Origin of the sequence: Brachyspira pilosicoli (genome assembly GCF_036997485.1) — a bacterium.
GTDB classification, from domain to species: Bacteria; Spirochaetota; Brachyspiria; order Brachyspirales; family Brachyspiraceae; genus Brachyspira; species Brachyspira pilosicoli_C.
In genome coordinates this window covers 126,606-139,967 of the sequence record NZ_JAWLPU010000001.1, presented here as the reverse complement: position 1 = coordinate 139,967, position 13,362 = coordinate 126,606, and the positions used below count along the sequence as shown (strand labels likewise).

Annotated in this window: 12 protein-coding genes; 4 read left to right on the top strand and 8 right to left on the bottom strand. The window is 27.5% G+C overall.

The features are described 5' to 3' along the window. Positions 1-65 precede the first annotated feature (65 nt). Positions 66-884 (top strand): PTS sugar transporter subunit IIA, encoded by an 819-nt coding sequence (locus R4I97_RS00610; protein ID WP_013243643.1) that lies wholly within the window; start codon positions 66-68, stop codon positions 882-884. A 3-nt stretch (positions 885-887) separates the two neighbouring features. Further along, the gene (locus R4I97_RS00605; RefSeq protein WP_335783225.1) at positions 888-1,289 is read left to right on the top strand and encodes a hypothetical protein; all 402 of its coding nucleotides are present in this window, start codon (positions 888-890) and stop codon (positions 1,287-1,289) included. Positions 1,290-1,637: 348 nt separating this feature from the next. On the opposite strand, the gene R4I97_RS00600 is transcribed toward R4I97_RS00605, so the two are convergent. Further along, positions 1,638-2,177, bottom strand: coding sequence for a CbrC family protein (locus R4I97_RS00600; protein WP_157142899.1), 540 nt, complete (start codon positions 2,175-2,177; stop codon positions 1,638-1,640). Positions 2,178-2,546: 369 nt separating this feature from the next. Beyond that, entirely contained in the window at positions 2,547-3,581 is a 1,035-nt protein-coding gene (locus R4I97_RS00595; protein ID WP_335783224.1) for a deoxyguanosinetriphosphate triphosphohydrolase, read from the bottom strand. Positions 3,582-4,152: 571 nt separating this feature from the next. Here R4I97_RS00595 and R4I97_RS00590 point away from each other — a divergent pair. Beyond that, complete coding sequence (locus R4I97_RS00590) at positions 4,153-4,440, top strand: hypothetical protein (RefSeq protein WP_335783223.1); 288 nt, start codon at positions 4,153-4,155, stop codon at positions 4,438-4,440. Positions 4,441-4,458: 18 nt separating this feature from the next. Next, positions 4,459-5,724, top strand: coding sequence for a 3-deoxy-D-manno-octulosonic acid transferase (locus R4I97_RS00585; protein ID WP_335783222.1), 1,266 nt, complete (start codon positions 4,459-4,461; stop codon positions 5,722-5,724). Here R4I97_RS00585 and R4I97_RS00580 read toward each other — a convergent pair. The 6 genes from R4I97_RS00580 to nhaC all read right to left on the bottom strand — a co-directional run bounded on the left by R4I97_RS00580 (position 5,721) and on the right by nhaC (position 13,166). Then, positions 5,721-6,857 carry an MFS transporter gene (locus tag R4I97_RS00580; protein ID WP_335783221.1) on the bottom strand — a complete coding sequence of 379 codons (1,137 nt, stop codon included), beginning with the start codon at positions 6,855-6,857 and terminating at the stop codon, positions 5,721-5,723. The two genes, R4I97_RS00585 and R4I97_RS00580, sit on opposite strands and share 4 nt — an antisense overlap. A gap of 15 nt (positions 6,858-6,872) precedes the next feature. Continuing rightward, positions 6,873-7,457 (bottom strand): Holliday junction branch migration protein RuvA, encoded by a 585-nt coding sequence (ruvA, locus tag R4I97_RS00575; protein ID WP_335783220.1) that lies wholly within the window; start codon positions 7,455-7,457, stop codon positions 6,873-6,875. Position 7,458: 1 nt separating this feature from the next. Then, positions 7,459-7,668, bottom strand: coding sequence for a cation transporter (locus R4I97_RS00570; protein ID WP_115590258.1), 210 nt, complete (start codon positions 7,666-7,668; stop codon positions 7,459-7,461). A gap of 100 nt (positions 7,669-7,768) precedes the next feature. Further along, positions 7,769-10,279 (bottom strand): Eco57I restriction-modification methylase domain-containing protein, encoded by a 2,511-nt coding sequence (locus R4I97_RS00565; protein ID WP_335783219.1) that lies wholly within the window; start codon positions 10,277-10,279, stop codon positions 7,769-7,771. Between the two features lie 86 nt (positions 10,280-10,365). Further along, complete coding sequence (locus R4I97_RS00560; RefSeq protein ID WP_335783218.1) at positions 10,366-11,682, bottom strand: hypothetical protein; 1,317 nt, start codon at positions 11,680-11,682, stop codon at positions 10,366-10,368. Positions 11,683-11,747: 65 nt separating this feature from the next. Next, complete coding sequence (gene nhaC, locus R4I97_RS00555; RefSeq protein ID WP_335783217.1) at positions 11,748-13,166, bottom strand: Na+/H+ antiporter NhaC; 1,419 nt, start codon at positions 13,164-13,166, stop codon at positions 11,748-11,750. Positions 13,167-13,362: the final 196 nt, after the last annotated feature.

Sequence of the window (13,362 nt, the reverse complement as noted above, 5' to 3'; positions counted from 1 at the left end):
TAAATATAAGTTGATATTTTTTATATACTATAATATAATATTTTAATAATAAATTAGGAGATTATATGCTCAAGATTATTGACAAAATAAAAAAAGAACATGTATTTGAAGGCTTAGAATCAAAAGATAAGGATTCTCTTTTCAAAGCTTTAAGTGAAAAAATAGCTTCTGTTTCTTCACTTTCTACTGATTCTATATTTGATGCTTTGAAAAAGAGAGAAGATGAGTACACAACTAATATTGGTAATGGCGTTGCAGTTCCGCATGGTAGAATTCAGGGTTATGGTAAAACTGACATATTTGTAGGTTTCCTAAAAAATGAGATAAACTATGACTCAGATTCTGATGAAAAGAGTCCTGTTAAACTCGTATTTGCTATACTTTCTGATCTTGAAAACCCTCAAGATTATCTTTTAAATCTTTCTCAAATATTCTTTTTAGTTAACCAAAAAGAAATATTAGATAAAATAATAGCTACTAAGAATTTTGAAGAGTTAGAAACTGTATTAGAATCTTTCAAAAAATTAGATGAAAAATTTGAGGCAGAAAAACAAATTAAATTCCTTATAGAACTTGAAAGAGCTGAAATACAAATTAAAGCTTATGAACTTTATAGTTCTACTCACTCTCAGCAAAAATCAGATTTAGTTTTAGAAGAGTACAAAAAATATAAAGATACTATTTTAAGCAAAATTGATGTTGCTGTATTAGAAAACTATAAGAGAATTAAAGAAAATAAAGGTGAAGCTCTTGCAAAAATTGAAAATTATAAATGCAGTGCTTGTAATGTAGCTATACCTAAAATGACTGTTAATGAAGTTAGAAGACAGAATCAGATAATTATGTGCTTCCACTGCGGAAGAATATTATTCACTACTGACTAATTAATGAAAAATAATTTTTTTAAAAGAATAGCTAAGTTGTTTTTAATAACTTCTTTAGCTATTCTTTATATATCTTGTTCCACAAATAAACCTAGCTCTAACATTAAAGAGTTTTTTAATTATCCTAATCCTTTTAACCCTAAAGAAACACATACTACTTTTAAAGTTTCTATAGATACAGGAGAGATAATAGAGGCTAAGCTTTATATTTATTCTCAAGAGGGTAATTTGGTAGATGAAAAAACTATGACTATATCTGCCGATAAAAAGGAAGCTACAGCAATATGGTCTGCTATAGACAAAAACGGTAATTATTTGCCTCCTTCAATATACACTTCCAAAGTTATTTTAAAAGACAATCAAGATTCCACTTTTGTAAGCGAGTTCAAAACTTCTGTAATATAGTTGTGATGCATCATTGTAATAAATACATTTTGTGAATCTCTATATCTCATAGAAATGTTATCAACTTTTTTGATACATATGCTCTGTAAAATTCGTAAAAATTACTCTTTGCGAAGAACTACATTTTGGCAAAAATATATAATAAATATTATTAGTATTATTCTTTTACTTGCACTTTCGCGAAGCGTGCCAGAATGGCAAAAACTTTGACGAAGTCCGCACCGCGACTGAAAGGAGTCCTTTAGGGCGACTGAAGGGAGTACCTTTAGGTGCGAAGGCGGGAAAAAGTTGAATAAAAAACTTATTTCTGATAAACTTAAAAAATTGCTATATACAGCAAATATCAAATTAATCGCAGTCTGTATGCAAAATTAATTGCCCGCATTTCAAGCATTCAAACAAATATCCTTGAACCCTTCCTCCTATTTCTAAATCTTCAATATATTCTCTTACAGAATCTTCATCATTATCAGAGGATATGATTATTTTATCTAATAAATTTTTTTCTTTTAATTCTTTATAGCCTACATAAGAAATAAATTTACAAAAATCATCGCAATGATTTGGATAATATGGCTCTTGCCAAGCTGAATATTGAGGGGTTCTTTTTGTGAGTTCCGCAATTTTTTCATCTATGTTTTCTATAATATTATCACTGTCAAAAGGTACATCAATAAAATCACAATCAAATTTTTTAGCTGCTTTTCCGTTTGCTATGCATTCGGGGCATAGTGGTTCTATATCATCTTCGCAATATGGAATAGTATAATAAACCAAATCAGTTTCCTTTTCGCAGCATTTGCATAATACTTTATTATCTTTCTTTTCAAAAAAATTTTTAACAATATTATCATCGACATATTTAAATTTAGGTATATCGTTAGACATTTTATACTCCTTTATCATTTATTATTTTTAATTATACCTAAACAACTATATTTTGTCAAAAATGAATTTTTTAAATTAAAATATTTGCAGGGCTTTGCCCCCCTGCGAAGCGTGCCCGTAGGGTAGTACCACACTTCTTTTGGTGACCGTAGGAAGTACCTGTGGGTATGACCCAAAGAAGCAAAAGGACTGCATTTTTATACGAAACAATAGTGTTATATTTAATACATATTCTTAAAATATTAAGCTGTAGTATATGCGTTTTTTGCAACTTTTTTGAGCGGCAAAAAAGTTGATAATATATTTAAAAATATATTAATTGACAAAATGTATTTGTTTAGGTACATATTTGTTTCCGTATAACTATTTTCAATAAATAGAATTAAGTTTGCCGTAGGTAATAGACTTGTGGAGTTTTATAGCTTCAGAGTCTGTGAGATGTGCAACATAGTCTTTTACCAATTCTTCATCGCTGTTATACGCTATATCTGCTTTTTTAAATAATTTATCTTCTTCAATAATATCTTTATGCTTTAATAAATATTCAAATATAGTAGATATTATTCTATTTACCCTATCAACATCTTCCAATATTTCATTACTCTCATAAACATTTTTAAACATAAAAGCCCTTAAATCATTAATGGCCTTTAATACTTTTTCATCTATATCTATAGACATTTTTTCTATACTGGCATTAATTACTCCCATTATCATAGTATCAGCCCTCTCTCCGTAACTTTTTCCAAGAACATTTATTATATCTTTTGGTATATCATGATAATTTAAAAGTCCGTACCTTATAGCATCATCAACATCATGATTGGCATAGGCTATAGTATCAGCAATTCTTACAATCATACCCTCATTAGTAGAAGGTCCTGATGAATCTGTGAGTAATTTTCCTGTTTTTCCTTTTGTATGTTTTAGTATACCGTCTCTCACTTCGAATGTGAGGTTAAGTCCTTTGCCTTTTTCTAAATGCTCTACTACTCTTAAAGATTGCACAGAATGATGAAAGCCTTTGAAATATTTTGATATAGCTTTCTCACCAGCATGTCCAAATGGCGAATGCCCCAAATCATGACCTAATGCTATGGCTTCTGTTAAATCTTCATTAAGTCTTAATACTCTTGCTATGCTTCTTGCTATTTGCATTACTTCTAATGTATGTGTGAGTCTTGTTCTAAAGTCTCCAACAGAAAGCATTATTACTTGTGCTTTGTCTTTTAATCTTCTAAAATATTCGCTATGTATTATTCTATCTCTGTCTTGCATATAAAGTGTTCTTATATCGTCTTCTTCTCTTGGGTATTGACAGCCTTTACTGTTTGAAGAAAATGATGCTGCTGGTGACAAAAAACTTTTTTCTCTTGTTTCTATATCTAATCTTATTGTTCTCAAAATTAATATCCTTTTTATATATTATGTTAATATTACATTATAATAAAAAAAATACAATTACATAAAATATTTGATGTGTTATGAGCTAATTCTTTTGCGACTGAAGGAGTATCCTTTCAGTGTGACCTAAAGAATCAAAAGAACTACATTTTGGCTAAATATGTAATCAATATTATTATTTTTTTGTTTGCACTTTTTGCGGCGGGAAAAAGTTGAATAAAAAACTAATTTCTTATAAATTTTAAAATTTTTACTATATCCCTAAACAACTATATTTTGTCAAAAATGAATTTTTAAAATTGAAATATTTGCAGGGCTTTGCCCCCTGCGAAGCGTGCCCTTAGGGTAGCACCCCAGTTCTTTTATTGGTATAAAAGAACCAAAACAACTGCATTTCTATCAAGTATAGCCAAAAACATATGGTATTACTTTATATATATTTCATAAATATAAAAATAAAATATTTCACTTTCTTAAAGCGTACATGTATGCAAAAATTGATAATATCTCTATAAAAATACAACCATATAAAATATTTGACATAATACATATATATATTATAATTTTAGCTATGAGTAAATATATTGTTATACATAAGATAATTAATGCTTCTATATTTATGCTTTTTCCTATAGCGGCATTTATAATAATGGCACATAAAAATATCACTTCTGGATTTAATTTAGTAATGCTGATTTTATTAAATGTTATACAGATAGGTATTTTTATTTCTTTTATAGCCGTATCTGCAAGATGCGATTGGGGTACTAGAAAGCAGCATGCTATAGTAAAGGCTTTAATTTCTTTATCTATATATGTTTTAATAATATTATTTACATTAATAATCATTATTTTCTAATTGTTGGAAAGTTTAATAATGCAGTTATTTCTTCTTTATATATATTTTATTTTTGGATATATTGCTTATCCTTTTATTTTTATAGCTTTTTCTATTATGATGTTTTTTAATAAACCTATAAGAAAGGGTGCTTTATCGAGATTGGGATTTATTTACCCTAAAGAAAATAAAAAGAATGCTGTATGGATTCATGCTGTTAGTGTGGGTGAGATAGTTGCAGTTAGAGAGATGGTGTTTAATTTAATTGATAGAGGATATACTGTTTATTTATCTACAACTACTGTAGGCGGATATGATATTGCCAAAAAAAATTATGGTGATAAAGTAGAGCTTTTTTATTTAACTTTAGATTATCCTCATATGATTAATAAGCTTATAAATTTAATATCTCCAGAATATGTGATGATAGCTGAAATTGAAATATGGCCTACTATGATATATATGCTTCATAAGAGACTTATACCTATATTTTTAATCAATGGCAGAATTGGTAAAAAAGAGCTTAAAGGATATAAAAACTTTCAATTTTTCTTTAAGCCTTATTTTAATATGTATGCCAAAATACTTGCACAAAGCAGTATTGATATGCAAAATATGATTACCATAGGTATGCCTAAAAAATTAATATCTGTTACTGGTAATTTGAAATATGATATTAATTATAGTGTAGATGAAAAAAAGATAGACAGTTTAGAGAGCATGATACCTGTAAATAAATTTGTGATAGTTGCAGGAAGTACTCATAGTAATGAAGAAGAAATTATATTAAAAGCTATAGATAAAATAGGCATAAAAGATGATGTATATATTGTAATAGTGCCAAGAAATATAGAGAGAGGAGAAGATATAAAAAATACTGCTTCAAAGTTGGGATATAATTTGCCACTTTATACTGATTATGATAGAAGTTCTGAAGACGGTATTATTATAAACACAATAGGGGAGCTTCTTAATTGGTATAAACTTTCTGACCTTGTTATAATGGGGGGTACTTTTATTGGCAATATGGGCGGACATAATATACTTGAGGCTATTTATTTCAAAAAGGCTGTGATAGTTGGAAGGTATATGTATAACTTTATAGAGATTTACGAATATATGAAAGAGAGTGTTTTTAATTGCAAAGAAAAAGAGAATCTTCCGGAAGTTATAAAACTTGCTTATGAGAATAAAGAGCTTAGAGAAAAGTTAGCAAATAGTGCCTATGAGCTTCTTATACAAAATAATGGTGCTAGTAAAAAGACTATGGAGTTTATAGATAAATATAACGGCATAGTTTATTAATTTGTTTTTATTTTTCTATAATATAATAAAGCTATAAATGCACATATTACAGCACTGGCAGTTAAAAATATATATGCAATCTCTATAGAATACATTTCTACTATTTTACCTGTTATGATAGGGTAAATAAATATTCCGATTGAATAAGCTGTTTGATAAAAACCCATAGCAGAAGATTTTTTATTTCTGTCTATTTCAATGAGAGCCTCGCTTGTAAGATATGATGCGAGCATTCCTATTGATAATCCTGAGAGTATTTGAGAAGCTACTATTACAAATATATTTTTTGTGAGTATTACAGACACACAGTATAAACCTAAAAGCACAAAAGAAAATGGAACATAAAATTTTGAGCCTCTCTTGCTTGCAAATGAAGTGCTTGCTATATATGCACTCACTATTGCAAAAAACATATTAAGCAGTGATGCTATTCCAACAAGGTATGATGCACCTCCAAGTTCTTTTATTCTGTTTAGAGTAAATGACACAGATGCGGCCATATGTATGCCTTGTTCTATTATACTTAATACAGAGAAAAATAATAATCTTTTGTTTTTTATAACTAATATTAAATCTTTTATATTGTTTTTTTTCTCTCTCTTCTCTTCTTTTAAGAAAAGTGCTAATATAGTTGCAGCCAAAGCAGCCAAAGCAGCGGCAATAAGCATAAGGTTCATTCCAAACTTTTGATAAAATATAGTGGCAAACAAAAATCCTAAAAACATTCCTATAACATTAGCAACCAAACATTTACTAGCAGCCATATGTTCTTTGCTTCTGTCGAAATAAGAATAATATAAAACCATATACATAAGCCAAGTAGAAGCAGCAACACCTGTTAATATATTGCCGACTAAAAAGCCATTAGCAGTAGGATAAACCATTTTTATAACACAAGAAACAGCAGAAAGTAATGAACCTAATACTATAAATATTTTATACTTACCAAAATAATCGCTTATTATACCGAAAGGAAATCTAAGTATCATCTGCGAAGCACCGTAAAGCCCAAGTATTATACCTACTATAGAAGGCGTTACATTTAAAGCATATAAATACGGTACTTGAAAAGGTATGTAAGTGTATAAAGAAAACCAGTATAGTATCATTATTATAAAAAGAGTATTAGGCATTTTATTAAATCCTTTTTATATGCTGCTTAAGTTTCTTAATGCTAAGCTAATTAAATCTTCTGTTGTTTTATTTTCTTTATTTTCTATGTTTGACAATGCTTTTACAGCTTCATTATTTGAAAAGCCTAATGATATAAGAGCCTTTATTACATCGCTTTCATTTTCATTATATGATATTTTTGAAGAAGAAATATTTATGTCTATCTTTTCTATTTTATCTCTAATTTCAAATAAAAGTTTTTCAGCCTTTTTTACTCCCATTCCCTGAACTTTTTTAAGCATATTAATATCTTTATTAAAGAGTATATGCATTATTTCATCTATTGAATATGTAGAGAGAACTTCCATTGCAAGTTTTGCCCCAACACCAGAGGCAGACATTAAAGTATTAAACATCTTTTTTTCTTCTCTTGTTCTAAAACCATAAAGCGTCATAGAATCTTCTTTATGTATTAATTGAGTGTATAGTCTTATATTATCATCGTTGTTAACATTTAACTTTTTTGATACTATAATCTCGTAAGCGACCCCATTAGAACATAAAAGAGCAATGATTCCCTCTGATATCGTGCAAACTTTACCTTCTATAAAAGCAAACATATTATAAACTAGGCTCGTATTCTAATTCTTTAATTACTTCAAGCATTTTATCTGTAGTAACTTTGCTTTCATCATATTCCACTTCAGCACAAGCATTTTCTAAGCTCACATTTACTTTGCTTATACCATCTAAAGCAGTAAGCTCTTCAGTAACAGCTTTAACGCAATTTTGACAGCCCATTCCTTTAATTTTGATAGTAATATTTTTCATTTAATTCTCCTTAATAAAAATGTTTTAGCATTATAACAAATAATTATATACTAATTGGGCGTATTTTTCAATAATGAATATTCTATAAAAAGGCATTCAATTATTTCAAAATAGTTTTAGTCTTATCAATCAAGGTTTTCACATAATGCGGTTTTTTATCATTAAGCACCTTAAAAGTTTTGAGCATATTATTTAGTTCATCAAAAGATATGTTGTAAAGTTTAGCAATTAAAATATCATTTTGAATTTGAAGCATATCATAATCTTTGCTGTTATTAGGTATTTCAAAACCATCAGGCAGAGAATGAAAGGAGGAGAGCTCTTTGTTGTTGTATAGAGAAAGAGCAAAAGCATTATTGCAAATTGTGGAGTAAGGCTCAGTTTCTAATTCGTTATCAGATGCATGTATCAAAGGCACTTTCATAAGATAAGTTTTATTAACATTCATATCTACTAAAAACCTCAAAACATAATCAAGCACTATACTATTGAATAAAGCATTAACCCATAAAATCCTTTTGAAAGGAACAGTTTTTATTTTTATATCTTTATCTTCTAAATAATATTTTTTTGAATACGATATATATAGAGAATTTCCAGCAGTAGAATTTGACGGTATAATACAGCTTATTAATGTTCTTTCATTAGTATTACTCGCTATAGCCCTGAATGCAAGCCTTGGAAAAGTATAATCATAAACTATATATTGGCTAAATTCTTCTTTTTTATCTATTCCTAAATATTCCATTATTCTATTTTCTTTGCCTGATTTATTTTTATCTTTAAATTTATTATTAACATCATCATAAATATTATCTACCATTCTATATACTTCTTTTGAAAAAAGCCTTTCTTCCAATTGGTTTTTATCTACAAAAGACTTAACTTCTGAAAATTTAGAATCAAATTGATTAATTTTTTTCCCTTCATAAAGAGGCATTTCATCATTATCTCTTTTTTCCAAAAATAGATCTTTATCATTAGTCATATCAAGTTCTCTAAAAAAATCTATATATTCGCTGTCTATCTTTTTTCCTATAGAGTACATTTTTTCAAGTATATTTATATTAGAATAATTCTCTATTTCTGGCATCATATAGCTGTCTTCAAAATACTTTCTTGAAAAATCAAGCGGGTATAATATTTCATTTTTATTTTCTTTATAAAGCCTTTCAGCATTATGCTCCATAAAGAAACAAGGCACTTTATAATCTTTATTTATTATTTTTTCTTTTTTTACAGACCATACAGCAAATTTATATCTTGAATCTACATCTTTAAAAACCTTTTCTCTATTTTCAAACTGATAAAAATATCTGAAATATAAATTATCAAATATATATTTTCTTATATTTATTGAGCCTTCTTCATAAGTCCAAGCTGAAGGAGTAACATATATTAAAGAACCGTTTATAGAAATTAAATTAATATTTCTTTCAATGAATAATCTAAATAAATTTGTATCTCCCGCACCTTCATTTAGTGGGTAGTAAGCACCATAATATGATAATATTGTATTTATTCTTTTATTAGTGTCTTCATATTCTTCTTTTATCTCTTTATAATATTTTAGTAAATTATCCTGCGTCTCTTTTTTCTCATTATTTGTCATTGTTCTGTAATTGCTTCTATATTGCGAGAAAAAGTCTTTATCGTCTAATTTTACTTTATCCCAAGGAGGGTTGCCTATTATTATATCAAAGCCGTAATTATAGCTTTCTGGAAACTCTATATCATAATTAAAAAATTTATATTTTCTGCTTACTCTTTTTACTTCTTCAAAATCTTTAGACTTCTCATTATAATTGTTTATGTCTCTTAAATTGGCATAAGGGTCTGCACTTAATATTTCAACATCTTTTTTCTTCTTCAAACTCTCCTTTAATTTTTTATATGTAACCAAATCTAATATTGAAGAGAGTTTTCTCTGTTTTGGAAGTATTTCATTAATATATATTTTTTTTGATTTTTCTATTTCTTCGGTTGTGCTGTCTGGAAGCGATGATAATTGTTCTGATACATTTTTTAACTCTGCAAATACATCTCTAAAATCCTGAGAAAATAAATCTCTCTGATTATGTTCATCTTCATAATATTCGCTTAATGCTTTTTGTCCCTCTTCTATAGTGCTTCCTATTAATGAATTGCCTTCTTTAATATGATGTTCTATAAAGCTTAAAGGTGTACCAAATATAAAGGTTTTTAGCCACAAACTTAATCTTGTAAGTTCTACAGAAAAGTAATTTATATCAACGCCATATATTACTTTTTTTAATAGTATTCTTTTTAATATTTGAAGTTCATCAATTTCCATATCTTCAAGATTATAATTGCTTAAATTGTCTTTTATTTTTTCTTTTTCGCTCATTATATCATCATACAAATAATAAAAATCGCCTTCATCGTTTTCGCTTTTAAATATTCTTGAATAAATATTTTCTGTAAGTGCATCTAAAAAATCAACCAAAAAATGTCCGCTTCCGCATGCATTATCTAACACTTTTAATGAGAGTATATTTTTTTTATATTTTTCATTTTCTAATATTATATTTACTGCATCTTGAACCATAAAATTTGATAATGAAGTAGGAGTATAATAACTCGCACTCATTTTTCTGCTGTTGGAGCTATTAACTAAATATATGCTGTTAGGGCTTATTTCTCTTTCAATATCTATTTCTATGTTTTTATTATTTTTTATTTCTTCATAATCATATATCTCAAAATATCCAGATTTTTTTCTTTATTTTCTCTGTATTCTAAGTAATATTTTTTATCTGCAGCATGTCTGAATGTATATTGAAGAAGTCCCTCATAAATATTACCTATATGAGTAACCGACATTATTGAAAAGTTTCTTATATTAATTTTATTTTTATCATCTCTTATCTGAAGAAGTTCTTTTAATATATTATATACATCATCATTAGTAAATAGGTTTTTATTTTTTTTATATTCAAGTAAAGGAGCTTTATTGACATCAAAAAGCCCTCCATTTAAAAGAGGTATATGAAAAGGTATGCTTCCTTTATCCAATATTTCAAATAATTCACATAATTCCTGATATGCTTTTAATTTGTCATCTATTTTTTCTCCGCTATAATGACTTTCTAATCTTTTATATAATGTAAATAGAGCTTTTGATTTATAATGCTCATGTTCTGCAAATAATTGGCTTTCATATTTAGTTTCAAAGTATGCTATAAATAATAATCTGTAAGCCATCATAATAGAATGATTAAATAGATTATCTAAACTTTCATTTGGGTACGCTTTATATAATACCTGACCTATTTTTTCTATTATAGAATTATTTCCGTAAATAACATTTTTTAAATCTTCTTCTATTTCGTTAATAATTTCTTCGTTTACGGCTGCTATTTTTTGTGCATTACTTTGAGTTTCTTTATCTTCCAAAACAAAGAATTTTTTTCTAAATATATAATAAAAATATTCAAATGCCTCATAATCATCATTATTAATAATATTTTCTAAATTTATTTCAAAGAATACTTTTTCAGATTTTTTATCTTTCAAATCATAAAGTCTCCATTCTTTACCATTTGATAATATTCCGTATCTTATTCCCAAAAATAAATTATATCTTACAAGCTGTCTGTGAGGAGATTCTTTTATTTTTTTACTGTCCAAATCTAATCCCCAGCTTTTAGCCTCAAACACAGATAATATATCTTCTATATTTTCACTATTAATATAATTATTTTTTATATTATCATCAGAAAATAAAATATAATCAGGCTTCATTTCTTCGCCATGTATTATTATTACCTTTTGATTTATATATTTATATTCAAATGCATTTGTTAATATAGGCTTTATAAACTCATCTTCTAATTGGCTTTCATTCAATTTTTTTAAATCATATTTTTTATATAATTCTTTTATATAATCGAATGATTTTTTACAATTATCATCATCATTAAAATATTTTTTTATATCATAATTTAAAACTCTGTCAGAAAAATAATTATTCTTTATGTAATCATATATCATAATAAAAACCTAATATTAAATATTAATTTTTATAATAATTTGATATATAAAAAAAAGCAATTATTTTAATTTTTTATACCCACAGCAAATTTCGGGAGCGTGAGCATATAGATAAATGAGATACATATACTTATTAAATTAAAAAACGAATAAGGCATATATTCCAAAGTATGCACTCCAAGTATAGTGGTCATATAAACACCTGTGATTGTCCATGGAAGCAGAACTTCAGTAAGTGTTCCTCCTTCTTCCATAGTTCTTGATAGTACGCCTCTGTTGATGTTATATTTATCGTATACTGTTTGAAGCACATTTCCCAAAGTTAAGAAAGTAAATTGTAAACTGCTTAATGCTGAGTTTATAGTGAATGTTGTAAGCCATGTGATAAATATTAAACTTCTTCTTCCTTTGGTTATTTTTATTAACAATGTTATTAAGGTTTGAAAAGTACCCAAAAGTTCAAGCATAGCTCCGTAGGTTAGTGCTAATATTAAAAACAATACACTAGGCATAGTGCTTATCATACCGCCTCGGTTTAATAGGCTATGAAGGTTTTGAGGTATGCTTTCAGGGCTAACCGTAGGGGACATTGATATATTAAACCCTGTTACAAATGATTTCATAGCATTAATAAAACCAAAGTTTTGAATAAAAGCTCCTAATATTATCGCAAGCAAACTTCCTATAAACATGGTGATTACAGGATTAACCCCCTTTACGCTTGCAATAAGTACAAATATAGGAGGAATAAGTAATAATATATTGAAATTATAAATATTTTCTAATGAAGTTAATATATCACTTGCTTCTTTTAGGTTTAGAATATCAGAATTAATTGGAGCTGCATTAAAGCCTAATATTGTAAAAACTACAGCGGCAAGTATTGCAGATGGAATAGTGTTCACGAGCATAGTTTTTATATGATTTTGTAAAGTAGTGCCAGCACCGAGAGCCGCTAAAACAGTGGTGTCAGATATAGGAGAGTTTTTATCACCAAGATACGCCCCGCTTATAACAGCACCAGCAACCAATGGAAGAGGTGTATTTGTAGCCTGAGCAATACCAATGAATGCAACACCAGCAGTAGAAGCAGAACCCCAAGAAGTGCCTGTAAATATAGAAAGAAATGATGTTACAATAAATGCCATTACGGGTATAAAAGATGGGTGAATAAGTTTTATGCCATAGTATATTAGCATAGGCACAGTCCCAGAATATACCCAAGAGCCTACTACTATACCTATTAATATAAATATAAGTACACCAAGCCAAGTATCAACAATTTTTTTTATGAAAGCATTTTCCATGTCTTTCCATTTATATCCTGCAAAATATGCAGTTATGCATGCTATTAATGTTCCTATTGTAAGCAAGAACTCTATTGGAACTCCATATTTTACAGTGAATATTAAAACAGTGATAAGTATAAAAATAAGTGGAAATAGTTTCCAGAAGGTTGGTATATTTTTAATTTTACTATTCATTTTAGATTAAGCCTTTATTATATAGTATAATCAAGTAGTTTTTTAGTCAACAATATTTAATTTGGATTTTATTTTAAATTTCACTATTGAATATATATAATGTTTTAAATTTTTGTAAATTATTATTGCTTGAAAAAATAAGGCTTTGATTATAATATATATTTATTAGAAAAATATTTTTTAGGTTTATGAGTTT

Bases quoted from the DNA above. Each gene is read 5' to 3' on its own strand.
- R4I97_RS00610 (WP_013243643.1), top strand. From the start codon at position 66: ATGCTCAAGATTATTGACAAAATAAAAAAAGAACATGTATTTGAAGGC.
- R4I97_RS00605 (WP_335783225.1), top strand. From the start codon at position 888: ATGAAAAATAATTTTTTTAAAAGAATAGCTAAGTTGTTTTTAATAACT.
- R4I97_RS00600 (WP_157142899.1), bottom strand. From the start codon at position 2,177: ATGTCTAACGATATACCTAAATTTAAATATGTCGATGATAATATTGTT.
- R4I97_RS00590 (WP_335783223.1), top strand. From the start codon at position 4,153: ATGAGTAAATATATTGTTATACATAAGATAATTAATGCTTCTATATTT.
- R4I97_RS00585 (WP_335783222.1), top strand. From the start codon at position 4,459: ATGCAGTTATTTCTTCTTTATATATATTTTATTTTTGGATATATTGCT.
- R4I97_RS00580 (WP_335783221.1), bottom strand. From the start codon at position 6,857: ATGCCTAATACTCTTTTTATAATAATGATACTATACTGGTTTTCTTTA.
- ruvA (WP_335783220.1), bottom strand. From the start codon at position 7,457: ATGTTTGCTTTTATAGAAGGTAAAGTTTGCACGATATCAGAGGGAATC.
- R4I97_RS00570 (WP_115590258.1), bottom strand. From the start codon at position 7,668: ATGAAAAATATTACTATCAAAATTAAAGGAATGGGCTGTCAAAATTGC.
- R4I97_RS00565 (WP_335783219.1), bottom strand. From the start codon at position 10,279: ATGAGTGCGAGTTATTATACTCCTACTTCATTATCAAATTTTATGGTT.
- R4I97_RS00560 (WP_335783218.1), bottom strand. From the start codon at position 11,682: ATGATATATGATTACATAAAGAATAATTATTTTTCTGACAGAGTTTTA.
- nhaC (WP_335783217.1), bottom strand. From the start codon at position 13,166: ATGAATAGTAAAATTAAAAATATACCAACCTTCTGGAAACTATTTCCA.